Origin of the sequence: Sporolactobacillus nakayamae, assembly GCF_900113325.1 — a bacterium.
Taxonomy (GTDB): domain Bacteria; phylum Bacillota; class Bacilli; order Bacillales; family Sporolactobacillaceae; genus Sporolactobacillus; species Sporolactobacillus nakayamae.
The window spans coordinates 57270-82705 of record NZ_FOOY01000012.1; the positions used below are offsets into that span (position 1 = coordinate 57270).

Sequence of the window (25436 nt, forward strand, 5' to 3'; positions counted from 1 at the left end):
TGAACGCTGATTCTTTTGTCTGAACGCTGATTCTTTTGTCTGAGCGCTGATAATTTCGCCTGAACGCTGATTCTTTTCTCCGAACGCTGATAATTTCGCTTGAACGCTGATTCTTTTGCCTGAACAATGCATAATTGATGGCCTTTTTTACTCGCGTATTTTAACTGCGCCGTTCGTCTTCACTGTTTACTTCTCATCAGGATGCATTGAACGTTTTTTGGTCAAATCGGTTAGATTTCGTCGATACCGTCATAATAAATAGAGAACTGGCTTGCTTTCTTTTTGCCATTCGATTTAAATTCCGTAGAGGATGATGCTTTTGAATTTTTACAGCTATCACTACATAGAAAGTCACACGGACACGGCAGCGTTTGTGCAAATCGCTTTCATGGCAGTGCTTTTTCTTATGCTGCTTTTCTTAATTCTGAGATTCAGAAAAAGGCAGATGCCTTATAAATATAAAGAAATCGGTGTCCTTCTTTTTATACTTTTGATCTTGCTCGGCGGCATTCAAGTCAATGATTGGGTGAATAAGGAACACACGCAATCCGAGTATCGCGGTGTGCTCAATGAAATGAATCAGCTGGCAGAAGAACTGGACGTTCCGGTGGATCGGATTTATACCAATCACATGACTCCTGAAGAAATTATGTTATATAAAGTTGACGATCAGTTTTTCCGACTTGAGCGTAATGAAGATGATCCGGATCACTATGTGCTTGAACAGATTCAGCTATTAAATAGTGCGACGATAAAGACCATCGATGATTAAAGGGGGGAAAGCATGTTTTCGTACATGGATGTGGCAGTTAAGCTCGTTATCGGATTCATATGTCTGATCATTTTCATTAATATGTCAGGTAAAGGAAATTTAGCTCCGTTGTCGGCAGCGGACCAAATCCAAAATTATGTATTAGGCGGTATTATTGGTGGTGTGATTTATAATCCGGATATCACAATTCTGCAATTCTTGATTGTCCTCCTCATTTGGTCAGGGCTAATTATCACGATGCGTATTCTCAAAGCTCAGAACAGCGAGGTGCGTAAATGGATTGATGGGGATCCGATCATCATCATTAATAAAGGAAAAATGATTCCGGAAAATTTCAAAAAGGCGAATCTGTCTGTCTCTGATTTTTCAACAATGCTGCGTATGCAAGATGTTTACACAATACAGGAGGTTCGCCGAGCTCAGGTGGAACAAAACGGTCATTTAACAGTTTTAAAAAAGGACAGTGATCGTCTCGGGGTGATTCTCGTTGCTGAAGGATCCGTTGATTACGATATGTTGGATTTGATGGATAAAGATGAGCAATGGCTTAACGAGTTGCTTCGGGAACAGGGGATTGAATCTGTTGATGATGTCTTTTGCGCAGAATACTACAAAGGAACAATCAGCGTTTTCACTGACAACATGAAGAAAACAACGCGTGTCACTGCAACTGAAAGCTGAAAGTAAATGAATTTCGATGCAATGTGATCATGTGATTCTTGCGTAATTAATAATAGTTCTGGTCTGGTTTATTTTTTCGGATCTTACTTAGGAAGCTTAATGTTAAAAAAGGGCACCCACAGTACGGGTGCCCTTTCTCAGGAGGCTTTTGTATTTAACTAGAAAATGCTGCATCTACTCGGTGACGGGTGGATGAGTCGCTTCAGAACTCAAATGAATTAGTAGCAGAATGCTGCACCAACGATAATCAACAAGATGAACAGTACAACGAGAAGTGCGAAGCCGTTGCCGAATCCACCGCAGCTGACAGCGCCTTTGTCTGGACAGCCCATGAAAACACCCCCTCATCAATCGGATACTGCATTATATGTATCCCGTTCCGATATTGGGAGGGCGAATGTACTAATTGCATTTGTCTTCTATAAATTGCTCAGTAAGGAGCGGGAAAATAATAATTGAAGGCAATGGTTAGGAAAAAAGTAATCACAAAAAATGCAATTGCACAGAAATCTCTAGGGGCAAGTTTAAGCACATTCATTTTTGTTCGGCCTTTTCCCCCTTGATAACATCTGCATTCAATGGCGTTCGTTAATTCAAACGCTCGTCTGAATGCGGACATAAATAGAGGAAGTAGGACAGGAAAATAGGACTTGATTTTTTTTATCGGATTCCCACTGTTGAATTCCGCCCCGCGCGCTTTTTGAGCATCTATAATTCGATCAAACTCCTCGGCCAGCGTTGGCAGGAAACGAAGTGTGATCGAAATGGTCATTGACAGTTCGCTAACGGGAAAATGAATGCGTCTGAGTGGTGCGAGCAGCTGCTCCAGACCGGCAGCCAGTGCATTCAACGAGGTCGTATACGTAATCAATGAGCATCCGGCGATGAGTGCCGTCAAGCGAACAAGCAATGTGAAGCCTGTAAACAATCCTTGTTTTGTTATTTGAAGAAAGAAGAAAGTGAAAACAGGTTCACCGGATACATAAAAAATATTCAGCAGTGCGGTGAAGACGATCACCGGAATCATTGGACGCACACCTTTAAGTACTTTTCCTGCCGGAACTTGAGAACTGGCGATCAAGAATCCAAGAAGCACGATTAAGAAGCATAGGCTTGCAGCGCTTCTTGAAATGAACACCTGAATAATGAAAAAGAATGTCAAGACGATCTTTGTTCGCGGATCCAGTCGGTGCATGATTGAATGTCCTGGAAGAAACTGTCCGATTGTAATATCACGTGTCATTCAGCGACGCTCCTTCTCGAACAATCGCAAAAGCGCGCGCTCGGCTTGATCTAATGTCAGTGCTCCGGTATCCACTGCATAGCCTTTTGCTTTAAGTCCAAGTAGGACTTTCGTTATCTGGGGAATGTCGAGACCAAGTTGCACCAGTTTCTCCGCCTGTGAAAAAACGGCGGAGGTCGTCCCATCTAGTGCAATTTTTCCGTGATCAAGAACAAGCACATTCCGTACATGTTCGGCAATATCCTCCATGCTGTGAGAAACAAGAACAATGGCGGTGCCGCTCTCGCGCCGGAACTGTTCCAGTTCGTTGAGAATCTTATTCCGTCCTTCAGGATCAAGACCTGCAGTAGGTTCATCTAATATCAGTACCTGTGGCCTCATGGCGATCACACCGGCGATGGCGACGCGACGTAATTCGCCGCCGGACAAACGAAATGGATTACGCTCAAGGTAAGAATCATTCAGACCAACGAATTGAAGGGCTTCATGCACACGCAGCTCTACCTCTTTTTCATCCAGCCCCATGTTCCGTGGACCATAGGCGATATCCTGAGCGACCGTATCTTCGAAAATCTGTGTTTCAGGGTATTGAAAGACAAGTCCGATTTGAAAACGGATGGATCGAATGTCTTTTGAAGCTGTCCAAATATCGTCTCCGTTAACGAGTACTTGTCCTGAATCAGGGCGAAGCAAACCGTTGAAGTGACGGATCAGAGTCGATTTTCCGGAACCGGTATGACCGATAATGCCGAGAAAATCGCCGGGTTCAATTGAGAGCGAGATATCGTGAAGCGCTTGTTTTTCAAAGGGAGTACCTGAGCCATAGCGAAAGTTTACATTTTTTAATTCAATAATGGCCATTTTATTCCTCCAAAGCGGCGACCAATGCATCGACACATTGGTCAACTTGAGTAATCTGATCCGGCAGATGGATACCACGCCGGCGTAAACGAACCACTAACTCGGAGATTTGCGGTACATCGAGTTTCAGGCGCTTTAACAGATCAATTTGGTAAAAGACGTTTTCAGGACTGTCATCGAGTTCAATTTTCCCGCGGTCCATCACAATCACCCGCTTCGCTTGTGCAGCTTCTTCCATGTGGTGGGTAATCAACACGATCGTAAGACCGAATTCGTGATTGAGTCGGCGAATGGTTCGCATGACGTCGGCACGTCCTTTCGGATCGAGCATCGATGTCGGTTCGTCAAGGACAATACATTGCGGACGCATGGCGAGAATGCCCGCAATGGCGACACGCTGTTTTTGCCCACCAGACAGTTTAAAAGGTGTGTGCCGCTTATAGTCCAGCATATCAACGGCTTTCAGCGCCCACTCCACACGACTGCGAATTTCTAAGGGATCCATACCCAAATTCTCCGGTGCGAACGCAACGTCTTCTTCGACAATCGTTGAGATTAATTGGTTATCAGGATTTTGGAAGACCATCCCGACCGTTTGCCGAATATCGAACCGATTCTGATCATTTTGTGTGTCCAAACCGTCTACGAGCACTTCACCGTCTGATGGCACAAGAAGCGCGTTAAAATGCTTGGCCAACGTCGATTTGCCGCATCCATTGGGTCCGAGAATCGCGACGAATTCACCTTTTTGAATCGATAGGTTTATTCTGTTCAAAATCCAGGATTCCTGGGAATCATTATGTAAATATTGAAAATGCAGATTTTTGGTTTCAATCAGAGCGCTCATAAGAACTCCTTTAGTTTAGGGTAAAAAAATGTATGAAAAAAGTCCGGACATGAAATGAAGACCTGTCCGAACTTAATCATACACGGTTTTACGAAGCTTTGGAAACCCCTTTGTTTGAATCAAAAATCGATAGTCCCTTTTTCAGTGGGAAGTAAAGAACGGAAACAATAATCACCGTTGAAACCGCATTGATTGCTGTAGCCGGAAGACTTGTGAATGCGCCGACCACTGCTGCGCCAAATGCGCTGCCGCCAAACAGTAATTCGATCAGCCCATGCAGGAATTCAAGCACAATTTTGGATGCGCCGGCAACAACTGCGAGGATAAAGATGTTCAGAGGCTTGTCAACGTGTTTCAATAGATGAAATGCGTAGGTGACAATGCCTGCAACAGCAAAGGCGAGTATGACAGTCACAGGAGCTGTTGACGCGTAGCCGCTGAGCAGATCAAATAAACCAAGTCCGATCGCGCCGGCGAGACCGCCACGGAAGCCGCCGATAAGCAGTACAGCTAAGACAAGAAGCGAATTGCCAAAATGAATGAACGGTGCCCCGACAGCGGCCGGAAGCGGGATCCTCAAAATCCAAATACCAAGATAAATGATTGCTGCAAACAGGGCGACAAGCACAATGTCACTGACATCAAAAGATTTTTTTTCGATGCTTTTTTCATTGCTCATTTTTAGTTCCTCCTCTAAAATTAAAATAAAATAAAGTCATGATACCGATAAAACCCACTAGATTACAAGGGATTAAGGATGATTGTACTATGCACCTGAACCACTGTCAATAGAATTCAAAGAGCGGTTAACGAATTTTTTTCGATTGTATTGCTCGATGGTTAACCGATATGAGTGCCCAAATTTTGTTTTTTTATCCTCTGAAAATCCGCATTTCTGGAAAGCTCGCTGCGAACCGATGTTGTCGTCGTAAATATCTTCTACATTGACTACGGTCATTCCGTGTGTGAACGCCCGGCATGACAGTGCCCAAATCACATGGCTGCCTATACCATTGCCTCGATATGTTGGATCGCCAATAACAATAGGCAGGTCACGTGGGCATAAAGCAACGTCTCCAATCGCTTTGAAAGAGCCGTTGATGACTGATTCGATATAATACAATTCGCCATGTTGTTCCAGATACTGATACATTCGTTTCAGTCGCACCATATCAAATGGCTCGCAATTTTGTCTGCAAACGAGCCGCAATGTTTCTGCGCTTTGGTACCAAGCCAGTGCCTGAGGAACACTATGCTGAAATTTTCTTAATCGAAGCGAATGTGAAAGGTTAAGAATCTCCGGTTGCTTTTCTTTGAACAGATCCATGACCGATCATCCTTTCTGACTAACTACAGTATACATCGGAGCCGCTCTTAGGAGATACTAATTTTAAAATGCTGGGCAGAACGCATGACAGGATCTACGTCTATTGGTTACACTATAGGAAAGGAGTGAACGAGATGGCAGATAAAAAAGTCCTAATGATAACAAAAACAGTATGTCCGTATTGCGATCGGGCAAAAGTGGTTCTGAACCACGCACTCGAAGGAAAATATAATGACCAAATCGAAGTTTTTGTGCGTGAAAATGATGAGGAACGGTTTGCTCAACTAAAAGAAAAATATCAATTTATGACTGTTCCGACTTTTATTGATAAAGAAACGGGCAAATTATTAAGTGATTCAAAAGAAGAAACCATCACAGCATTTATGAAAGAAGCCATTGGCTGAATATTAAGCGCTCGCCTGGGATTCTAATGCCCAGGCTTTTTTGTTTTTCAGAAAAAGTTAACAATTATCGCTTATAATTTGATAGAGGGTTTTCTATTTGCGAGAAATTAGGTACGATGATGAATAGGCTTATCATTATATCTGCCTTTTCTTGCAGCATATCGAATTTCAGCTTATTGGATGAAACAAACTTAAGGAGACGTGTGGATGGATTCTGTAACTTGGTTTATTGACGTTTTTCTTCATATTGATCAATTTCTCACACAAATTGTCAATCAATACGGCGCTTGGACGTACGCTATTTTATTCGTTGTGATCTTCATTGAAACAGGACTGGTGATTTGCCCGTTTCTTCCTGGTGATTCTTTGCTGTTCGCGGCAGGCGCGATTGCCGCACATCATGGCACCGATCTGAATATATGGCTGCTTGTGATTCTGATCGCTATTGCGGCCGTACTTGGCGATACGATCAACTATTGGATCGGTCGTGAACTCGGGCAGTCGCTGGAGAAGCATAATCGTTTTCATCGGCTGATTAACAAGGAAAAAATGGCAAAGGCAGAACGTTTTTTCAATAAATATGGCGGATTTGCTGTTTTCCTCGGTCGATTCGCGCCATTCATACGGACGTTCATACCATTTATCGCAGGAGCGAGTCGTATGCACTATCCATTCTTTCTTTTCTACAACATTATTGGCGGTGTTGTGTGGACATTAGCGGGACTTATGGCAGGATTTTTCTTCGGACAGATCCCATTCATTAAGGATAATTTCTCAATGATGATGCTGTTGATCATCTTTGTGTCGATTTTGCCCATGCTGCTGGTGATGGTCAAGAATATCTTTAAAGGCAAACGATTTGACTGAGCTACTTTGAGATGCCCTCTTCACAAACAAAAAGACCGGAAAAGCAGGAAATCCTGCCTTTCCGGTCTTTTTGTTTCTCTTTTAACTAACGCAGATTATAATCCGAGGAATCCGCGGGCAAACAATGCGGCACATGCGGCACCTAATAAAGGAGCAATGCCTGGTACAAGAATTCCATATTGCCAGTCGTTGTTTGCTTTTCCGCCTGGAATTGGCAAAATAGCGTGTGCGATACGTGGCCCCATATCACGGGCGAGGTTCATCGCGAATCCGGTAGGACCGCCCATACCCATGCCGATAGCCCAAACGAGAAGACCAACAGCAATTGGAACAATACCCGGAGTTTTAATCGATGCGATCGCTAGAATTGCGGTAATAAAAATAAACGTATCAATAAATTCGACGAAAAAGTTACGTGGTAAATTGCGCACGTTTGGATTTGTTGAGAAAATGTTACGAATTTTTACCCGATCGATATCTTTAGAAGCCTTAAATTGATCGTAATAAGCGATGAATACGACAATTGATCCGAAGATTGCGCCGAGTACTTCTGCGATACTTATTGGGATGACGCTTGACCATGGAATGTTGCCAAGAACTGCCTGAGCGACAACCATCGCAGGATTAATGCTGACATCTCCGAAGATAAACAACGAGATGGTAATACCGAAACCCCAAGTTGTAATGGCGAAAATGTGGCCGGAATTTTGATATTTTGATGTATTCAGTACCTCACAGCAGTGTACGCCAACACCAAAAACAATCATTAAAGCCGTCCCTAAAAATTCCGCGATTAATTGATGCATTGATTCATTTTCCCCCTGCAATTTGTTTTAACAGGAAGAGTATAAAAGGAATGCAAGTCTATTTCTTTTCCATTTCTCCGATTAATTTTATCCAAAATTCATAGTATACGCTTACAAAATGCAAATTTGTTGACTTCTAGAATTTGGGTTGACTTTTATTGCGGAAAAGAGTAACTATTAACAGCATTGTCACACATTAGTCACTATTATTTGATATACTCCAAATTGACGGTTGATTTTATCAGTCGCTTTGAAGAAGAACGATGAAGAGAAGAACATTCGTCATCTAAAGAACAGACAACACGAGTATTAGGAGGTTCAACGAATTGGAAGGCATTTATTTTTACTTTATGTCATTCAGCAAGGAACAGCATTATTGCAGCTCCTCACACTGTAAAATCGTGATCCCGATTCATGGCTTGATAAGTATCGTGACCGAATCAGGAGAAAAAAAACTTACGAGTTCACAATTTTGCCTGTTGCCTGTTCATTTTTCTTATTCACTCCGCTCCACTGAATCAAATGAAAATCTCGTGATTGAAGTACCCGAGCGTTATAACAATGAGCTGTTGAAAAATCATATTGATGAAGAGAACGAATTCATTTGGGATGCGAATTTAATCTGGCAATCAATTAAGGACTTGCTGGTCCATGAAGTGATGCAGAATAACCATGATGAAGCTGTTTTACTGCTTAACTATTGGTTTCATAAAATGGCTGATGAGCCGGCGAACATATCCATTCGCTTTATTCACAGTCACTATACGGAGAAGATCGATGTGAAGTCCTTAGCGGCGATGGAGCACTATACGCCTTCCTACTACTGTGATTGGTTTAAGCGCAAAATGAAGATGACGCCACTTGAATATATACATTTTCTGCGCATTCATCGAGCGAAGGAACTGTTAGGGGATCCAAAGCTCAGTGTGCTGACTATTTCCTATCAATTGGGCTATGAATATAACGCATCGTTTACAAAGATGTTTAAGAAATATGAGCGGCGGTCGCCGTCGGAATACCGGGCAGCTAATTTTTTGTGAATTATTTAAAATCTCAGATCAGACACACAATGCTGCTCGTGTGGTAAACTAGTTCCCAGTGACTATCTTTCTGTAAACAAGGATTATGGGGGCTTTTAAATGATAAAGACAAAAATTCCTGTGCGTTTTAATGACTGCGACGCTATGGGACATGTCAATAACGCAGTCTATTATACCTATTTCGAAGAGGGGAAACGCGAGATTTTCCGCTGGTTTACCCCGACTATGGATCTGAATGACTGGCGTGTGATTGTTGCATCGACACATTGCGATTACATTCAAGAGATTAATTATGATGAAGAATTGACCATTTATACTTGGATCAGCACCATATCGCGCTCCAGCTTTGATGTTGAGCATGCGATATCCGGAACGAACGGCATTTGGCATGCGCGCGGCCGGGTAACGCTGATCGGTTATGATTATAAAGAGAAAAAAGTTATGCCGCTGACAGAGGCGATAAAAGGAATACTCAAACAACACCAAGATGTGCCGGAGGGCGTACCCGCATTAAGACAGATTCGTATTGCTGAAAAAAGTGAAGACTAAGTTAACTAGAAAACAGCCGAGCGGCTTTATTCGCTCGGCTGTTTTTGTTGGTCACAATATTGGAGAGAGAAGACGTGAGACACTTTCTTTAAACTTGATAATGAATGAACGGTTGCGATAATCGGACATTGTCAGTTCTTTGGAAAGTCGGATATCTTGTTTGAAAATTTGAGCAAGCTGTTTGGCTGTTTGCTGGTGATAGATGAATGCATTCACTTCAAAATTTAAGCTGAAACTGCGAAAATCAAGATTTGACGTACCCACTGTCGCAATTTGATCGTCAACAATAATGGTTTTCGCATGTAAAAAGCCGTTTTGATAGAGGTACACGCGCGCCCCGGTTTCCAGCAGCAAGCCAACATTTGAATAGGTTGCCCAATAAACAAATGGATGATCGGGTTTGTTCGGTATCATGATACGCACATCCACGTGGGAGAGCGAAGCAATTGATATGGCATTAAGCAAGCTTTCGTCCGGGATAAGATAAGGTGTTTGAATATAAATGTTCTTTTTCGCTGATAAAATCATTTTAATAAATGCATTCTTGATTTGTTCCCATTTCTGATCCGGACCGCTTGAAACGATTTGAATGCCGACATCTCCATAATGCGTTCGATCATCCATTGTATAGTAGGCTTGAAAGGGTACTTGTTCACCGGAAGCCTGGTTCCAGTCCAGCAGAAAGCGCGATTGAATGGTGATCACGCATTCGCCGACAACACGCAGATGCGTGTCGCGCCAAAATCCGAATTTCCGGCTGAGTCCCAGGTATTCATCGCCAACATTAAATCCGCCGATATAGCCGATCTTACTGTCAATGACGACAAGCTTTCGGTGGTTGCGGTAGTTAATGCGCAGGTTTAGAAGCGGCAATCGTCCGGGAAAAAAGGTTTGAAACTTGCCGCCCGCATGAATCAGACCTTGAACCAGCTTTTTTGGTAACCTTCTTGATCCTTCATCATCGACGAGTAAGCGAACCACAACCCCGTCCTTTGCTTTTTGAATGAGTGTGTCAATCAATTGATTTCCTAAAAAATCGCCCCGGAAAATATAGTATTCAATATGAATATGGTGTTTAGCCGAACGGATGTCCTGCAGCAAATTCTGAAACTTAGACTCTCCATCAGTATAGATGGAGAGTCTGTTATTCAAGGTTAACGGGGCTTCATCATTATTCAAGTTCATATAAATTAACCTATGGTAGTCATAAAGAATCGGATCGGAGAACGGCGGTTCCTTGTTGACAATCGCCAGCATCTGTTTGCTAACGATATCTTTTGTTCTTTGGTGAACCATATGATCCCACTTGAAAATCTTTCGTCTGCTCATATTCTGTCCCAATATTATATAGAGAATGAATCCGGCGATTGGGAGAAAATTGAGAATCATCAGCCATGCCCAAGTGGAACTGACACTTTTCCGCTCAAGGAAAACGACGGTCGCACCGAGCATTATATTAATCACGATCATGATCGTCAGGAGTATCGAGATAACGCTCATTACACCACATCCTTTTCACTGCCACATGATACTTGATTATAACCCTAAACAAGCAAGGCACGCTAGCGGGAGGAACAGAAGTTCAGCATGCGCGCAACTTTCATTGCTTCATTTTGTGAGAACACGCTATAATTACTATAAGTGAAATAGAAGACGTCCTTTGAGGGCTTGTGAAAAGGTGTGGAGACTGTGCTGAAAAAACATTCGAATCTTATTTTCTGGACTTTAGAGCTTCTAGGACTCGCGTTGCTGATCTTTGTTTTAACAAAAATTTCGTTTATTTTTGTTCCGGTGGTTACCCTAATCTCTACACTGTTTTTTCCGATCATTGTGGCTGGCTTTCTCTTCTTTTTAATTAGTCCGTTCGTAGATATTTTCCAACGCATGAAGCTTCCAAGGACCATTAGTATCTTGGTTATTTACATTATTCTTACGGGCTTGATTGCCCTGCTCGTTGTCATTGTCGGTCCTCCGCTTACAGAGCAGGTGAAATCGTTATTCGGGCAGATCCCGGATTACATCACCAGCTTGGGGCAAAGCATTGAGAAATTGGCAGATTCTCAAGGATTTAAATGGCTAATCCATCAAGATTATTATTCTATCGACAAAATTCAGAACAGTCTCGAGAAGATGGTAAAAACATTCACGGATAACGCAGGTTCCGGATTATCGACATTTTTTAATGTACTGGCCAATGTGACGCTTACTGTGGTCACTGTTCCATTTATATTATTTTATATGCTGAAGGACGGCAATCGTCTCCCCAAGGCAGTATCACGCTTTTTTCCACAAAAGTATCATGATGAAGTCAATCACATCTTAGGTGACCTTAATGACACGTTGTCATCCTATATTCACGGGTTGATTATTGTGGCGTCGTTTGTAGGGATTACATCAAGTATTGGTTTTGCTGTGATCGGCTTGCCATACAGCCTGTTACTCGGACTAATTGTCGGTGTGACCAATATTATTCCTTATCTGGGACCGATAATAGGGGCGACTCCGGCGCTGATCATTGCGTTGATTGATTCACCCGCCAAGGCGCTGCTTGTTCTTGCCGTGATCATCATCGTTCAACAGCTGGATGGTCATCTGATTTCCCCACTTGTCATGGGTAAGCGTCTGAACACGCATCCGTTAACGATCATTGTCCTGCTGCTTGTCGCTGGAAAATGGATAGGGCCGATCGGCATGATTCTGGCTGTACCAACCTATGCGATGATTAAGACATTTATTTCGCATATGATTCGCTTAGTTCGTTTACGCCGCAAAAGTAAAGACGACAGCTTGATCAAATCGTAAAAATTATGACTCATCAATACGAATCCGCCTTGTTAATGAAACAAATTGTTTCAGGGCAGGATTCGTATTTTTTTTCAAATAGGCAAGCGAGAGTACGGCTTTGAGCGGGTAATCGTCAATTTCTCTGTAAACGACCTCTAGGTTGAACAGCTTTTCTGCTGAAGCTGGGACAACTCCGATGCCGATCCCCGCGGAGACCAGCCCAACGACCATCTGATATTCAGTTGCTTCTTGGACAATTTTCGGCGTGAAATCGACGTTCTGGAACAGGGAAAGAAATTCATCATATAAACCCGGCCAAATGTCACGTGAGACTAGGATGAACGGTATATCCTCAAGATCTTTAATTCGTATTCGTTCTTTCTTCGCAAGCGGGTGATTTCTAGGAAGAGACAGTGCGGCAAAGCCCCGTTTGATCGGTATCGTTTCGATAAGGGAACTGCTGACCGGCGGATGTAAGAGCCCGACATCAATTCGGCTGCCGATCAGCGCACTTACTTGATCGGGTGTTGAAAACTCATGCAGACGGATCGAAACATGAGGAAACGTACTCCGATATTCGCGGATGATTTGCGGAAGAATGTCGTAAGTTGCCGAACCAACGAAGCCGATCACTAAACGGCCGAATTCTCCGCGGTGTGCCCTTTGAGCTGTATCCACAGCCTGATTTACCTGAGCGATAACTTCTCGTGCCTCAGGCAGAAAGAGTTGCCCCGCCGTTGTTAGCTCGACATGTCGTTTATTTCGTTTAAAAAGCGCGACACCGATTTCCTCTTCAAATTGTTGGATCTGTTTGCTCAGCGGCGGTTGTGTCATTTGCAGGCGCGCGGCAGCTCGTCCAAAATGCAGTTCTTCAGCAACGGTAATGAAATAGATAATATGACGAAGTTCCATTAGCAGCGATTCTCCCAATTTATTTTTAGTCATCGTTAAAATGGTTTATTCACTATTAATATACTACGTGTATTACATGGTGTTCAATAATATATTTCACATAAGTAAATTGGCGCGCTAAAATGATATTAGTCACAGAAAAGTTTACCAATATATGCACAGGCGAACTACCGACCCTAAAGGCAGAAACAGATAATCATGTGAGCACATTTAGAAATAGACGCCCGCAAATTAAGAGGAGGAACGTATTGTGAGTGATTTGAAAAAGGAGAAAGAAGAACAGAAACTGGCAACCGGTGCCGAACTTGTCGTTGACTGTTTAATTAAACAAGGTGTGAAGTATATTTTTGGTATTCCGGGAGCGAAGATTGACGCGGTATATGATGTACTGAAGGACCGCGGACCTGAGCTGATTGTTTGCCGACATGAGCAAAACGCCGCTTTTATGGCTGCGGCCATCGGCAGAATCACGTGTAAACCAGGCGTTTGCTTAGTAACGTCCGGTCCGGGGGCTTCCAATCTTGCTACCGGTATTGTTACCGCTAACGTAGAAAACGATCCAATTGTGGCGTTAGTTGGCGCCGTTCCGAGGGCTGATCGTTTGAAACGAACGCATCAATCCATGGATAATGCGGCTCTCTTCCAGCCAATCTCTAAATTCAGCGCTGAAGTCGTTGATCCGAAAAACGTAGCTGAAGTTGTAACCAATGCCTTCCGCGCCGCTGAATCAACATCCGCCGGTGCGAGTGTTGTCAGCTTCCCGCAGGACGTGTTGGTTTCGAAAACGACAGTGAACGCGCTCGGACCGCTTGAAAGTCCGAAGCTTGGAACAGCGTCAGAAGAAGCCATTGACAAAGCTGTGGAAGCGATTAAGAACGCGAAAATGCCGGTTATTCTCGCCGGCATGCGCGCCAATCGATTCTCCGTCGTGTCTTCAGTCCGTTCATTACTTCGGAAGATCGCGTTCCCTGTAGTGGAAACCTTCCAGGCAGCGGGATTGATCCCGCGTGATATGGAGGAGCGTTTCTTCGGCCGCATTGGTCTATTCCGCAATCAACCCGGTGACTTAGTGCTTGAAAAGGCTGATGTCGTGGTTACGATCGGCTATGACTCCGTAGAATATGATCCTAAATTCTGGAATAATGTCGGCGCGCGTACAATTATTCACTTAGATGAAGTTCGCGCTGATATTGACCATTTCTATCAACCGTCGATTGAATTGGTTGGTGACATTCCATCAACAGTTCAGCGGATTAAGGATAAATTGACGAATCTGAATATGACGCAAGACAGCCTCTCTTATTTGGAAGTAATGCGCCACAGACTGGATGCACGGGATGAACCGCCGAAGGAAACGAACGGCAATCTTGTGCACCCGCTCAGCCTGATTCACACGCTGCGACACTTGGTCAGCGATGAAACAACAATTACATGTGACGTTGGTTCTCATTACATTTGGATGGCGCGCCATTTCCGTTCTTATGAACCGAAGACGCTGCTTTTTAGCAACGGCATGCAGACGCTTGGCGTCGCGCTCCCATGGGCGATGGCTGCTTCGCTGGTTAAGGATCATGCGAAAACAATCTCCATGTCGGGCGATGGCGGATTTTTGTTCTCCGCGATGGAACTGGAAACAGCAGTTCGTCTGAAATTGCCGATTGTCCACATCGTTTGGCGCGATGGGACGTATGACATGGTTGCCTTCCAGCAGCAAATGAAATACAAACGCACCTCAGGGATTAACTTTGGAAAAATCGACATTGTGAAATATGCTGAAGCATTCGGTGCAAAAGGATTGAGAGTGAACAAGCCGGAGGAACTCGAAAGTGTACTGAAAGAAGGACTCGCATACAACGATGGACCGGTGATTATCGATGTGCCTGTGGATTACAGTGATAACATCGCTCTTGGCAAGAGCTTGATCCCAAACCAATTGAACTAATCATTACTACAAGAGAGGTAGATAAATTATGGCAAGTGCAAAGGATAATGGTCGTTTGTTTCAACTTTCAACGATGTCATCGCTGCTCGACGGTGTCTTCGAAGGCGCAATGAATTACGATGAAATCAAGGAATTTGGCAATTTCGGCATTGGCACCTTTGAGCATTTGGACGGTGAAATGATTGCTTTTGACGGACAATTTTACCGTTTGCGCGGAGACGGAACAGCTACACCACTCAAGAGCGAGGACAGGACGCCGTTCTGCTCACTGACCTATTTTCAGCCAACCGTTGAGAAGAAAATTGATCACACTCTGGATAAAAACGCGTTTGAAGATGAACTGAAAAAACTGATGAAAAGCGAAAATCTGTTTTACGCATTCCGCATCGACGGTGTCTTTAAAGAAGTCAGTACACGAACGGTTGCCTACCAGGAGAAACCGATTCCGATGACTGAAGCGGTTAAGACGCAACCGATTTTTCATTTTAAGAATGTGAAGGGAACGGTCGTTGGTTTTTGGTCACCGGCATTTACTCAAGGAATTGCGGTTTCCGGCTTTCACCTTCATTTTATTGACGAGGAACGCAAGGGCGGGGGTCACGTCTTTGACTACACCTTCGATCACGGTACTGTTCAAGTCGATCAAAAATCACATATGAGTCTCTATACGCCTGAGACGGCAGGATTCCTGAACGCGAACCTTTCGCGAAAAGAGCTGGAGAAAGAAATAAAAGTCACCGAGGGCTAATGATTGTGACTAGGTAAAAGAAGAGAGATCTGAAGGATGATACCTTTGGATCTTTTTTTATTTTCGCTGATTGTGTCAATTTGCAAGCTTCATGAATATGTATTCCAAGACAAGCTGCCGCATACAATGACAGAAACCGTAGGACTATTGAGAGCAGGTGAAGCTTGTGATTCAAATGATTCTTTTTCAAACGTTTGCGGCTTTAGGCGCGATTATGATCTTGATGGTTTTCGTTAAAATTCTTTTTCACGCCCATGACTTACTTCTTTTTCCATCAGCATTTGCATTTGGCTTATTCTATACAGCAATTATTGAGCAGCGAACAGATCTCATCGAAGGTGCACTTGCAGGCTCAATTTATGCGCTAGCCGCATTTGGCTTGTATATGCTTGTAAAAAAGTTGTCGAAGCTGTACCGCCACCCGAAGGAGGGTCCTTATCACTAATGGGTACATCAATGGCGCCAATGAATGAGTCGATTTTTTAACAAGTAAAAAAAGTATCATATTTTGCCCTGTATCAAACCAAATACACCCGTGTCTTGGCCGAGAATCAAAGCGAAGGTGTGAGACGCCTGCGGGAATGTCTCTGTTGATTACGTGTCAGCGAGTGCACCAGTTGATCGCGAGCAACCGAAGCGACGATTAAGCACCATAAAGACACGAACCAATGACATATGGCTGGAGATTAGCGACCGGGCGCTCTTTGCCCGGTTTCTCTAACAAGTAGTTTAGGTGTTGGCTTGTTCGTACGACGATAAGGTCATAAGATTCGGTTAAGCGCTCAATCTGAGAATTAGGCGGAAAAATTCCGCTTATTTTACCTGGTTTTTCTTTCATGCCACAAGCGTGTCCTAATTAAAGACACCCAACGCGCTCGAACGGTTTATCTATATGGAAGGATTCGAGCAATGAAAATGGGCGGTTAATCAGCTTCAACAGGTTGACAAATCTTTTTGGATGCTTAAATTGCAGTTAAAATTGTATAGATGCCAATGCAGATTAACATGAGGGAAGCGATATATTCGGATAGTGTTCCCATACGTGATTTAAGTTTCTTTAAGCCTAATCGTTGCCCCGCTTCAATCGAAAAAAATGAGAGAACGCCGACAGTTAAGGCAACGCCAACAGGATTCAATCCTCCAATACCTGCGCCGAACGCAGTGCCCATTGCGTTAAAGGACAGCGCGAAACTCAGCCAAAATGTTTCATTGTAAGAAATCAAATTGTTTTGGTCACGGTCGATCTGATCTGCTTGGGGAATTGTTCTCGAGGGAGAACTGTGGTGCCTGAACGCGTCGAAGAACGACCATAAGCCAATGCCAAGGATGATCGCGCCGCTCATTAAATTCGCAAAAAATTGAGGGATCGTGAATCCAAGGAATGAACCGGCGATGATCGTAATAAGAGAAGTTGTCAATGCGACAACTGCCATGAATAGATTGGCCATCCAAGTAATCTTTTTCCCATTAATCCCATAAGACATACCCACTGCGAAATTATCAATACTTGCCGCTATGCCGATTAAAAGAATCATGAACCAATGCATCTCTTCTCAGCCCCTTTGATCCGTAAATAATGCGGCCGTCTTTTCGATTGTTGTGCTTCAAAAATGCCCGGTCGGAAGGTATTGTATGTTAAAATAAGAAAGGTGTTCATCACTTAAGGGCGATTTTCATGACTTTATACAAAATACATCGAGTGAAAATTGTCCGTCCTTTGCTATAATGTTTGAGATGTATGGACCGAATTGGATGAGAAACAGGTGATCAAGTGAAACAGATGATGCAAACACAAGGTCTCTATGATGGCGCCGCCTACTATTATCTGAAGTATCGGGGCCAGTACAGTGACCGATTGATCCAAACATTAGCCTCAAAATGTCGATTGGATGGTAAAGGGCGTCTGCTGGATTTAGGGTGCGGAACCGGTAAGTTAACTTTTCCAATGGCAAAGTATTTTGACGACACTGTTGGCATTGATGTGAGTTCGGATATGCTGCAATCCGCGCGCAGCCAATGTGAACTGCTCGATATTCACAAAATGAAGTGGCTGCAAATGCCTTCTGAGCAAATGAATCCAAAGCTGGGCTCATTTCGAATGATTACAGCTGGCGATGCCTTTCACTGGATGGATCGCGAACTCGTGCTTAAGCTGAGCTATGATCGTCTTGAACCAGGCGGAGCGCTAGCTCTTGTCGGGCAGGGACATATGCTTGGTGACCGCTCGCTTGATTGGCAGCAGGCGGTTCAGCAGGTCATTGATAAATGGTTTCCGAATAGCGGACACCGAAAACTTAGTGTCCGACATGAGCAGTTGCTGGCTCAATCTTCGTTTCACTCTTTGGTGACCGGTCAGATTCATTCAGAACGTAAACGCGATATTCCGTCTGTCATCGGTTATCTTTATTCCACATCCACTTGCCGAAAAACTATGCTCGGCACCGACGCACCTGATTTTGAAAAAGAACTCTATGACAAGTTGAAATCAATTGATCCTTCAGGTATTTTTACAGAGTCTGTTACGGATTACTATATAATCGCTTTTAAATAACTGCGGAAGCAGGCTTAGGGTTGCTAAGCCTTTTGGAAGGGACATTAGGAGAGTGAATCTGTGAATAACCATGATATTGATTACAAAATCGAGGGTCAGGAAATGCAATTCGTGGAAATCGAATTGGATCCCGGTGAAACGGTGATTGCCGAAGCCGGGAGCTTCATGATGATGGAAGCTGGCATTTCCATGGAAACTATTTTTGGCGATGGGAGCAATCAAGGAAGCGGGGTAATGGGCAAGTTGTTCGGTGCCGGCAAACGACTGCTCACAGGTGAAAGTCTTTTCATGACCGCGTTTACTTATGAGGGATCAACGAAGGGCCATGTTTCCTTCGCATCCCCTTACCCGGGAAAAATCATTCCGCTTGATCTAAGTCTCTACGGCGGTCGCATGATTTGTCAGAAGGACTCTTTCCTATGCGCCGCAAAAGGAGTTTCTGTTGGGGTCGCTTTTCAGAAAAAGCTCGGGGCCGGATTCTTCGGAGGAGAAGGCTTTATCATGCAGAAGCTCGAGGGTGACGGTCTGGCATTTGTCCATGCGGGCGGCATGATTAAAGAGCTTGATCTTGCACCAGGCGAGACGTTAAAAGTTGACACGGGCTGCCTGGTCGCAATGACGAGCAGTGTGGACTATGACATTGAATTTGTCAAAGGTGTTAAAACTGCCCTGTTTGGCGGAGAAGGATTGTTTTTCGCAACATTAAGAGGCCCGGGAAAAGTACTGGTACAATCCCTTCCGTTCAGCCGCCTCGCCAGCCGTGTGTTCAGCGCGATGCCTGGCAATCCGGCCGGACGCAGTAAGGATGAGGGAAGTCTTACCGGCGGTTTGTTCAACATGTTTAACGGCGACTAATTCATAAATCAGTTTAATGATCCATTGCGTCGCCGTGTTGTCCTCCGGCGGCGTTGTTTTATTTCTAATGCCGAGCATTATACTAGGTTTCTGTCTGCGGATTCGTTACACTAATAGGAACGATAAATAGCGGAGTGGTACCACGTGAATGAAACGAAAAAGCAAGCATCCGGTAAAACAAGTGTCCGTTGGGTATTCTGGCTGCTCGCTGCGAAAATTGCCTTCATTCTCCTGCTTGCCGGAGTGACTGTGTGGATTATCTACGCAGTTCAGGCGCATAATTCAGGCAGCAGTGAAGGCGTACGCTTTACACATGTGCTCGGCGCCGGATACAGCAAGGATGGGAAAACAGTTTGGCTTGGGACTGATAAACAGCTTGTAACTTATAAAAAAGGTACATGGGACGCTGAAAATTTAAAGAGCGACTCGCGCGTCTTAATGTATTTGCCGATCAATTCCGGCTTTATCCAAATAAGTAAATCCGGAAGCATAGAGTGGAAGACGCTAAAACAAGAACCGTTGAATCGCCGCAAACTAAATGACCAAAAAGGATTGTGGGCGCAAGGCTATGCGACGGGTCGACTGTATAATCTTCACACCATAGGTAAAACATCCGAATTACGTTTCTCTGATAACAGAGGCGATTCTTGGAGAACGATCAAGTTGGAAACCGTTGAAGGAACTGCTCAAGTCTTAGCTGTATCGCCGACTAATAAGAGTCAGCTCGCAATCGGGACAACAAAAGGTCTCTATGTCAGCACGGATCATGGCGCTCATTTTCAGCGATACTTAAAGGGTCATTCTGTGACCAGCATGGCGTATGGATTTACCAAACAGTCCTCACTGCTTGTCGCCAGCTTCAGACAAGAAACATCACTCTACCAAATTCTTCCGCAACAAACGAAAACCATTAATCTTGACATGGATACTGTAGCGAGTGATCGCTTGATTAAAATCATTCAAAATCCGATCAAACCCGGAGAAGCGATTATTCTAACCAAGCATGGGGATATGTATCAAACGGAAAATGGTGGACAGAACTGGACGATTATTGCCCAAAAAGGCCGAGGGTTGAACGGGAATTGAATAGGAACAACGAACTGTTTATGGTAAACTGATAGAAATGGCGAGAGGATCGGTGAAAAAATGATTCATACGGTTTTATTCGATGTTGACGGCGTTTTTCTTAGCGAGGAACGTTATTTTGACGCATCGGCGCTCACTGTGCGTGAATTACTGTTGAGCGAAAATTATCTAGGGTTAGGCGATGGCAAGTCTTTTCAAACGGAATACAGCGATGAAGAGATTGCAAAGATCCGATCAACTATTTTTCTGAATGATGACGTTTTGAACTTCTTGAAATCCCGGGGGATGAACGCCAACTGGGATATGATTTATATAACGATTTCCGTACAGCTCATTCATCTGACAACGCAATTGCCAGAGGAGGCACGGGTTCAGGCAGTGAAACAACTGACAAAACCGATCACTCGGACGACGCTCGATACGTTTAGAGCCTTGTTTAAAGAATATCCTGTGAAGCCTGATTTCACTAGATTCATGATTGACTTTAAAGAGAGTCATGCGACAAAACAGGAATTAATTCTTTATCTGAATGAGATCGCTGAGAAACGGCTTGGCATTAAAACAAAAGCCTTCCAGCCAAAGAGTGATTTCTGGCATATCGGTGAGCACGCTTCACAAGAATGGTACATAGGTGATGAAAATGTGCTTAGCGCGACTGGCGCGCCATCCGTTCAGACCGGCAAAAAAGGATTCATGAATGAAGAAGTGACACTTGCGGAACCTGACTTTATTCAGGGAATGTTTCACGCATTCCGCGAGAAAGGGATTCGTGTAGGGATCGCGACCGGGCGCCCGAGATTGGAGACCTTTAAACCGTTCACGTACTTGAACTGGATTGGCGAGCTCGATCAGAATCACATCGCGACCGCCGATGATGTGCTGGCAGCAGAACGAAAATATGATGCGGCCCCCCTTGCAAAGCCGCATCCGTTTACTTACCTAACCTCGTTCCATGGCAAGGATAGCGACATTGAACGATGGACTGCTCGTCAGCCGGAGCAGCTGCCTGAAGGTGAAAATACGTTAATTGTCGGGGATTCGCTTGCCGACTTGTTATGTGCGAAACAATTGGGCTGCCGATTTGTTGGCGTTCTCACAGGACTTTCCGGTCAGAAAGCGCGCGGTGAATTGGAAGAGCATGGTGCCGATTTTATTTTAGATTCTGTCGCAGACGTAAAAGATCTTGTACTTGGTCTCTTGGAAGAATAAGAATGTGTACCGGAGGGTGTCTCAAAAGTCCGTTTTTGGCTTTGAGACACCCTTGTCTTTATAACAACATGCCGGTCATGTGAAATGAAGAAAGAAGGATGAACGTTGAGCAGTACAGAAAGAGCAGGTATTGATGCAGGCGGGACGTTAATCAAAGTGGCGATCCAAAAGCGACAGGGATGGCACTTTCAATCGTTTTCCATTCGGCAAGTTGACGAGTGCCTCGCATGGCTGAATGAACGCGCCGCGCCGCTTTCGCTTCGCATCACCGGAGGAAAGGCCGACATGGTTCAAGATAAACTGAATCGACAGGACAAAGCCAGTGTTCCGGAATTCCTTGCTTCCTGCAATGGCGCGCGTCATCTGCTCGCATTAGACGGACAGAGTCAGCTTACCGATTTTATTCTTACCAATGTCGGAACAGGTACCTCGATTAACCTGATCCGGGGAGAAACGCAGGAATGGGTCGGTGGAACGGGTGTGGGCGGCGGGACACTTGTAGGGCTATCTGGTCTGTTAACGAATGTCTATGATTATTCGAAGTTAATACAGCTTGCCGCTCAAGGTCACAGGGATTCGGTTGATCTGACTGTTTCCCGAATCTATGGGAATGGAACGCCCCCGATCCCAGGCGACCTAACGGCAAGTAATTTTGGTGCGGTGTCCAGCAAGGCTGCGGTACCGCCATCTGCCGACCAAGTCGCTTCAGTCATTGGCCTGGTTGCTGAAACGGTAACGGCACTCAGTGTCATGGCTGCTCAAAAAGCCGGTGTGGATACGGTCGTTTATATTGGAAGCTCTTTTGTAGAAAATCCCAAGCTTAAAAAAAGTGTAACGCGTTACAGCCGGCAGTGGGGGCTTACTCCGATTATCCTACGTGACGGCTCATTCTGCGGTGCTGTAGGCGCCGCGCTGTCTAACTGAATAAAAAGCCCTCCATCCTCGAAAGTTGAGGACTGGAGGGCTTTTTAATAAGGTAAGTAATTAATTCTCTTCCGCAAAGCCGTTAATTTCCGCAAATTGCACATCGTTCAAGTCTTCGATGCCGAGAATTGTGTCGCGAACGGTGTCTGGTACAGGCTTGTCAACGGTTAAGACCATGACGGCTTTACCGCCAATAGTCTGTCGGCCAACGTACATGCTGCCGATGTTGATATGTCCTTCGCCGAGAATCGATCCTACGTTTCCAATCATGCCGGGAACATCCATGTGATCAATGTACAGCAAATACTTTTCCGGTTCCATGTCAAGGCGATAGCCATTGATCGAAACGATTCGTCCGCCAAACCCGGCGAGGTAGGTGCAAGCGATCGTCGCTTTGTCATCGCCATTGACGATTTCAAGTTCAATAAAGTTCGTGAAGCCTTTGTGTGCTGCGTTTTTTTGCACGCTATAGGAGAGACTGTGCGCTTTGAGCACTTGCATCACGTTTACAATATTGATCGATGAATCCAGATAGTATGAAAGGAGTGCTTTGATCATTTGCCGCGTTAGTAAACCGGTGTCTTCTAAAAAGAGTTCACCATAGTAGTTAATATTGATTTTTTCCGGTGCCTTCTTAAAAATCTGCATCAGCAGTTCAGCCATTTGCTCACTCAATGTAAGGTAAGGCTTGATTTTTTGCTGAACAGAAGCGGAGATATGCGGCAGATTAATGGCATGCTGCACGTTTCCTGCAGTGAAGATGCCAACGATTTCTTCGCTGACTGATTCAGCGACTTTCTCTTGCGCCTCTTCAGTAGAGGCACCGAGGTGCGGCGTGACAATAATGCGCGGGTTCTGTGTGAGCCCGGGAGTTTCCGGCGGTTCATGCTCGAATACGTCGATCGCAGCTCCGGCGACCTGGCCGCTGTTTACAGCGTCAACGAGTGCCCGCTCGTCAATAATTCCGCCACGTGCGCAGTTTATGAAACGTACACCTTTTTTCGTTTTCGCAAAGTAATCCGCATCGATTAGTCCACGCGTTTCAGGGGTCAGCGGTGTGTGGACAGTAATGAAATCAGCCTGCTCCGCAATTTCATCCAGACTTGCTTTAATAATGCCCAGCTTCTTTGCACGGTCTTCAGTAAGGAACGGATCGTAGCCGAGAATGTTCATCTGGAACCCCTTAGCGCGTTTCGCGACTTCCGTGCCGATTCGCCCCATGCCGACAACGCCCAGTGTCTTTTGGTAAAGTTCAACACCTTTGAAAAGTTTGCGTTCCCATTTTCCCGAGGTCAAAGAACCATAGGCCTGCGGGATATTGCGTGCCAGGGCAAGCATCATTGCCATGGTGTGTTCCGTTGCGGCAATCGTATTTCCGGCCGGCGCGTTGATGACAATGATGCCTTTTTCCGTTGCGGCTTCAATATCAATATTGTCGACACCGACACCGGCACGGGCGATGACTTTCAGTCGATCTGCTGCTTGAATAATTTCACGGGTCACTTGGGTCTGACTGCGAACGATCAGCGCATCATAGTCTTTAATCATTTCAGCAAGCACAACAGGCTCTAGACCGGTATGCTGTTCAACCTTAAATTCCTGATTTCCGGTCAATGCTTTCAGACCGCTTTCGCTGATTGGATCGGTAACAATAACTTTATACATGCTGTGCGTAAACCTCCTCGGCTTTTTTAACAGCCGCGCCGAAACGAGGCGCTTGTCCAAACTTGGCAAGTGTTAATTCGAGCGCGCTTAATACTTTTAAAATATCAAATGGGGTGCAATAGCCCATATGTCCGATGCGGAAAATCTTGCCTTTGAGATCCTTCTGACCGCCGGCGATCGTAATTGAAAAATCTTTTTTTAGGGCCTTCTGAATCTCGGGTGCTGAAATGCCTTCCGGTTGAACCGCGGTAACGGTGGGAGAGGCGTCTTCATCAGTAGTTAACAGAGGCAGCCCTAGTTCATGGATACCGGCACGAAGCATATCACGGAGCAAAAGGTGACGTTTGATTACATTTTCCCAGCCTTCTTCTTCAATCATGTCACACACAGCCTGTGCCCCTTGTATGAGTGACACAGCCGGAGTGAACGGTGTTGATTTTTGCTTTTCGTAAGTATCCACATAGCGTTTCAGATCAAGATAAAAACGTTTTTCCGGACACTCGCGAATGGCTTTCAATCCACGGTCGCTGAATGCGGCGAATGCGAGACCTGGAGGAAGCATCAGCGCTTTTTGCGAGCTGGTAACAAGAATATCGATCTTGTCTTCTTCCATATCAACAGGAACGGCACCAATGCAGCTGACACCGTCAACGATGAACAGGGCATCGGTCCTTTTTTTGATGACCTGACCGAGCGCGTGAATCGGATTCAGAACGCCGGTTGAGGTTTCGTTAAATGTGCCGAATACGGCTTTGATCGGTGTTCCATTGAGACTGTCGATAAAGTTCTCGAGTTGTTCTGGGGAACATGATTTGCCCCATTCTATATTTAAACGATGGACAGTTGCTCCGTAATTTTCCGCAATCGAAGCCAGACGGTCGCCGAAAGATCCGGCAACAATAACGATGGCGTGATCGCCTTCATGAACAGTGTTCACGACAGCCGCTTCGAGAGCGGAGGTACCGCTGCTGGTTAAAATCATGACAGGATGTTTTGTGCCGAAGACGGGTTGCAGTCTCGTCGCGACATCTTCAATCAGTACAGAGAAGTCAGGACTCCGATGCCCGATCATCGGGCGCGCCATAGCGGCGTTGACTTGGTTAGGGATTGGGGTAGGGCCTGGTGTAAACAAATACGTCTGATCTAAAAACAATGAACTCATCCTTTCTGTTTCTCTTTGATTTGCGGAAGCGGCTGATCAAATAAGATTGCCGTCCGGTAAAAATAATAAAAACGTCCCTCGCAGTATGCAAAACATACCGCGAGGGACGCTAATATTCGTGGTGCCACCCTCATTTGCCACCAAAGCACGAGAAACGCCTTTGGTGACCTTCATTAAACGCGATAACGGCTTTAAGCCGAA

27 protein-coding genes are annotated in these 25436 nt (G+C 44.9%); 15 read left to right on the plus strand and 12 right to left on the minus strand.

The window, feature by feature from the left end; all coding sequences use genetic code 11:
* Positions 1-319: 319 nt before the first annotated feature.
* Both BM003_RS09485 and BM003_RS09490 read left to right on the plus strand, forming a co-directional pair.
* A complete protein-coding gene (locus BM003_RS09485) occupies positions 320-772 on the plus strand; it encodes a DUF3290 family protein (RefSeq protein WP_177184729.1) in 453 nt (150 codons plus the stop codon).
* Positions 773-784: 12 nt separating this feature from the next.
* Positions 785-1453, plus strand: coding sequence for a DUF421 domain-containing protein (locus BM003_RS09490; protein ID WP_093672462.1), 669 nt, complete (start codon positions 785-787; stop codon positions 1451-1453).
* Between the two features lie 218 nt (positions 1454-1671).
* On the opposite strand, the gene BM003_RS09495 is transcribed toward BM003_RS09490, so the two are convergent.
* The 6 genes from BM003_RS09495 to BM003_RS09520 all read right to left on the minus strand — a co-directional run bounded on the left by BM003_RS09495 (position 1672) and on the right by BM003_RS09520 (position 5731).
* A complete protein-coding gene (locus BM003_RS09495) occupies positions 1672-1785 on the minus strand; it encodes a YjcZ family sporulation protein (protein WP_093672464.1) in 114 nt (37 codons plus the stop codon).
* Positions 1786-1883: 98 nt separating this feature from the next.
* Entirely contained in the window at positions 1884-2696 is an 813-nt protein-coding gene (locus tag BM003_RS09500) for an energy-coupling factor transporter transmembrane component T family protein (protein WP_093672466.1), read from the minus strand.
* Positions 2697-3557 carry an energy-coupling factor transporter ATPase gene (locus BM003_RS09505; RefSeq protein WP_093672468.1) on the minus strand — a complete coding sequence of 287 codons (861 nt, stop codon included), beginning with the start codon at positions 3555-3557 and terminating at the stop codon, positions 2697-2699.
* 1 nt (position 3558) lies between these two features.
* Entirely contained in the window at positions 3559-4404 is an 846-nt protein-coding gene (locus BM003_RS09510) for an energy-coupling factor transporter ATPase (protein WP_093672470.1), read from the minus strand.
* A gap of 88 nt (positions 4405-4492) precedes the next feature.
* A complete protein-coding gene (locus BM003_RS09515) occupies positions 4493-5083 on the minus strand; it encodes an ECF transporter S component (RefSeq protein WP_093672472.1) in 591 nt (196 codons plus the stop codon).
* 87 nt (positions 5084-5170) lie between these two features.
* Positions 5171-5731: a GNAT family N-acetyltransferase gene (locus BM003_RS09520; protein ID WP_093672474.1), complete on the minus strand. Its 561-nt coding sequence runs from the start codon at positions 5729-5731 to the stop codon at positions 5171-5173.
* A 134-nt stretch (positions 5732-5865) separates the two neighbouring features.
* Between BM003_RS09520 and BM003_RS09525 the strand changes: the two genes are divergently transcribed.
* Positions 5866-6135, plus strand: coding sequence for a glutaredoxin family protein (locus tag BM003_RS09525; RefSeq protein ID WP_093672476.1), 270 nt, complete (start codon positions 5866-5868; stop codon positions 6133-6135).
* Between the two features lie 207 nt (positions 6136-6342).
* Positions 6343-7002, plus strand: a complete 660-nt coding sequence (locus BM003_RS09530; RefSeq protein ID WP_093672478.1) for a VTT domain-containing protein — start codon at positions 6343-6345, stop codon at positions 7000-7002.
* 95 nt (positions 7003-7097) lie between these two features.
* Here the strand turns inward: BM003_RS09530 and larD are convergent, their stop codons facing one another.
* Positions 7098-7808, minus strand: coding sequence for a D/L-lactic acid transporter LarD (gene larD / locus BM003_RS09535; protein WP_093672479.1), 711 nt, complete (start codon positions 7806-7808; stop codon positions 7098-7100).
* 326 nt (positions 7809-8134) lie between these two features.
* On the opposite strand from larD, the gene BM003_RS09540 reads away from it, so the two are divergent.
* On the plus strand, positions 8135-8848 hold the full coding sequence (locus tag BM003_RS09540) for an AraC family transcriptional regulator (RefSeq protein ID WP_093672481.1): 714 nt from the start codon (positions 8135-8137) through the stop codon (positions 8846-8848).
* Between the two features lie 99 nt (positions 8849-8947).
* A complete protein-coding gene (locus tag BM003_RS09545; protein ID WP_093672483.1) occupies positions 8948-9397 on the plus strand; it encodes an acyl-CoA thioesterase in 450 nt (149 codons plus the stop codon).
* Between the two features lie 51 nt (positions 9398-9448).
* On the opposite strand, the gene cls is transcribed toward BM003_RS09545, so the two are convergent.
* The gene (gene cls / locus BM003_RS09550) at positions 9449-10897 is read right to left on the minus strand and encodes a cardiolipin synthase (protein ID WP_093672485.1); all 1449 of its coding nucleotides are present in this window, start codon (positions 10895-10897) and stop codon (positions 9449-9451) included.
* Positions 10898-11086: 189 nt separating this feature from the next.
* On the opposite strand from cls, the gene BM003_RS09555 reads away from it, so the two are divergent.
* Complete coding sequence (locus BM003_RS09555) at positions 11087-12199, plus strand: AI-2E family transporter (protein ID WP_177184730.1); 1113 nt, start codon at positions 11087-11089, stop codon at positions 12197-12199.
* A gap of 3 nt (positions 12200-12202) precedes the next feature.
* On the opposite strand, the gene alsR is transcribed toward BM003_RS09555, so the two are convergent.
* The gene (gene alsR / locus BM003_RS09560) at positions 12203-13093 is read right to left on the minus strand and encodes an acetoin biosynthesis transcriptional regulator AlsR (protein ID WP_093672489.1); all 891 of its coding nucleotides are present in this window, start codon (positions 13091-13093) and stop codon (positions 12203-12205) included.
* A 250-nt stretch (positions 13094-13343) separates the two neighbouring features.
* On the opposite strand from alsR, the gene alsS reads away from it, so the two are divergent.
* The 3 genes from alsS to BM003_RS09575 all read left to right on the plus strand — a co-directional run bounded on the left by alsS (position 13344) and on the right by BM003_RS09575 (position 16228).
* A complete protein-coding gene (gene alsS, locus BM003_RS09565; RefSeq protein WP_093672491.1) occupies positions 13344-15035 on the plus strand; it encodes an acetolactate synthase AlsS in 1692 nt (563 codons plus the stop codon).
* 28 nt (positions 15036-15063) lie between these two features.
* Complete coding sequence (gene budA, locus BM003_RS09570) at positions 15064-15783, plus strand: acetolactate decarboxylase (RefSeq protein ID WP_093672493.1); 720 nt, start codon at positions 15064-15066, stop codon at positions 15781-15783.
* Between the two features lie 166 nt (positions 15784-15949).
* Positions 15950-16228: a hypothetical protein gene (locus BM003_RS09575; protein ID WP_093672495.1), complete on the plus strand. Its 279-nt coding sequence runs from the start codon at positions 15950-15952 to the stop codon at positions 16226-16228.
* 517 nt (positions 16229-16745) lie between these two features.
* Here the strand turns inward: BM003_RS09575 and BM003_RS09580 are convergent.
* Positions 16746-17330 (minus strand): manganese efflux pump MntP, encoded by a 585-nt coding sequence (locus tag BM003_RS09580; protein WP_093672497.1) that lies wholly within the window; start codon positions 17328-17330, stop codon positions 16746-16748.
* Positions 17331-17563: 233 nt separating this feature from the next.
* Between BM003_RS09580 and BM003_RS09585 the strand changes: the two genes are divergently transcribed.
* From BM003_RS09585 to coaW, 5 genes are all read left to right on the plus strand, one after another.
* Positions 17564-18334 (plus strand): class I SAM-dependent methyltransferase, encoded by a 771-nt coding sequence (locus BM003_RS09585; RefSeq protein ID WP_093672499.1) that lies wholly within the window; start codon positions 17564-17566, stop codon positions 18332-18334.
* Positions 18335-18394: 60 nt separating this feature from the next.
* Positions 18395-19189 carry a TIGR00266 family protein gene (locus tag BM003_RS09590; protein ID WP_093672501.1) on the plus strand — a complete coding sequence of 265 codons (795 nt, stop codon included), beginning with the start codon at positions 18395-18397 and terminating at the stop codon, positions 19187-19189.
* Positions 19190-19333: 144 nt separating this feature from the next.
* On the plus strand, positions 19334-20275 hold the full coding sequence (locus BM003_RS09595; protein WP_093672503.1) for a hypothetical protein: 942 nt from the start codon (positions 19334-19336) through the stop codon (positions 20273-20275).
* Between the two features lie 60 nt (positions 20276-20335).
* Positions 20336-21484: an HAD family hydrolase gene (locus tag BM003_RS09600; RefSeq protein ID WP_093672505.1), complete on the plus strand. Its 1149-nt coding sequence runs from the start codon at positions 20336-20338 to the stop codon at positions 21482-21484.
* Positions 21485-21589: 105 nt separating this feature from the next.
* Positions 21590-22408 (plus strand): type II pantothenate kinase, encoded by an 819-nt coding sequence (gene coaW / locus BM003_RS09605; RefSeq protein WP_093672507.1) that lies wholly within the window; start codon positions 21590-21592, stop codon positions 22406-22408.
* A gap of 60 nt (positions 22409-22468) precedes the next feature.
* Here coaW and serA read toward each other — a convergent pair whose 3' ends face one another.
* Both serA and BM003_RS09615 read right to left on the minus strand, forming a co-directional pair.
* Positions 22469-24073 carry a phosphoglycerate dehydrogenase gene (gene serA / locus BM003_RS09610; protein ID WP_093672509.1) on the minus strand — a complete coding sequence of 535 codons (1605 nt, stop codon included), beginning with the start codon at positions 24071-24073 and terminating at the stop codon, positions 22469-22471.
* On the minus strand, positions 24066-25235 hold the full coding sequence (locus BM003_RS09615) for a pyridoxal-phosphate-dependent aminotransferase family protein (RefSeq protein ID WP_093672511.1): 1170 nt from the start codon (positions 25233-25235) through the stop codon (positions 24066-24068). Before BM003_RS09615 ends, serA begins: the two co-directional genes overlap by 8 nt.
* Positions 25236-25436: the final 201 nt, after the last annotated feature.

Excerpts from the sequence above, each read along its gene's own strand:
- BM003_RS09490 (WP_093672462.1), top strand. The coding sequence starts at position 785 with ATGTTTTCGTACATGGATGTGGCAGTTAAGCTCGTTATCGGATTCATA.
- BM003_RS09495 (WP_093672464.1), bottom strand. The coding sequence starts at position 1,785 with ATGGGCTGTCCAGACAAAGGCGCTGTCAGCTGCGGTGGATTCGGCAAC.
- BM003_RS09500 (WP_093672466.1), bottom strand. The coding sequence starts at position 2,696 with ATGACACGTGATATTACAATCGGACAGTTTCTTCCAGGACATTCAATC.
- BM003_RS09505 (WP_093672468.1), bottom strand. The coding sequence starts at position 3,557 with ATGGCCATTATTGAATTAAAAAATGTAAACTTTCGCTATGGCTCAGGT.
- BM003_RS09510 (WP_093672470.1), bottom strand. The coding sequence starts at position 4,404 with ATGAGCGCTCTGATTGAAACCAAAAATCTGCATTTTCAATATTTACAT.
- BM003_RS09515 (WP_093672472.1), bottom strand. The coding sequence starts at position 5,083 with ATGAGCAATGAAAAAAGCATCGAAAAAAAATCTTTTGATGTCAGTGAC.
- BM003_RS09520 (WP_093672474.1), bottom strand. The coding sequence starts at position 5,731 with ATGGATCTGTTCAAAGAAAAGCAACCGGAGATTCTTAACCTTTCACAT.
- BM003_RS09525 (WP_093672476.1), top strand. The coding sequence starts at position 5,866 with ATGGCAGATAAAAAAGTCCTAATGATAACAAAAACAGTATGTCCGTAT.
- BM003_RS09530 (WP_093672478.1), top strand. The coding sequence starts at position 6,343 with ATGGATTCTGTAACTTGGTTTATTGACGTTTTTCTTCATATTGATCAA.
- larD (WP_093672479.1), bottom strand. The coding sequence starts at position 7,808 with ATGCATCAATTAATCGCGGAATTTTTAGGGACGGCTTTAATGATTGTT.
- BM003_RS09545 (WP_093672483.1), top strand. The coding sequence starts at position 8,948 with ATGATAAAGACAAAAATTCCTGTGCGTTTTAATGACTGCGACGCTATG.
- cls (WP_093672485.1), bottom strand. The coding sequence starts at position 10,897 with ATGAGCGTTATCTCGATACTCCTGACGATCATGATCGTGATTAATATA.
- alsR (WP_093672489.1), bottom strand. The coding sequence starts at position 13,093 with ATGGAACTTCGTCATATTATCTATTTCATTACCGTTGCTGAAGAACTG.
- budA (WP_093672493.1), top strand. The coding sequence starts at position 15,064 with ATGGCAAGTGCAAAGGATAATGGTCGTTTGTTTCAACTTTCAACGATG.
- BM003_RS09580 (WP_093672497.1), bottom strand. The coding sequence starts at position 17,330 with ATGCATTGGTTCATGATTCTTTTAATCGGCATAGCGGCAAGTATTGAT.
- BM003_RS09585 (WP_093672499.1), top strand. The coding sequence starts at position 17,564 with ATGATGCAAACACAAGGTCTCTATGATGGCGCCGCCTACTATTATCTG.
- BM003_RS09600 (WP_093672505.1), top strand. The coding sequence starts at position 20,336 with ATGATTCATACGGTTTTATTCGATGTTGACGGCGTTTTTCTTAGCGAG.
- serA (WP_093672509.1), bottom strand. The coding sequence starts at position 24,073 with ATGTATAAAGTTATTGTTACCGATCCAATCAGCGAAAGCGGTCTGAAA.
- BM003_RS09615 (WP_093672511.1), bottom strand. The coding sequence starts at position 25,235 with ATGAGTTCATTGTTTTTAGATCAGACGTATTTGTTTACACCAGGCCCT.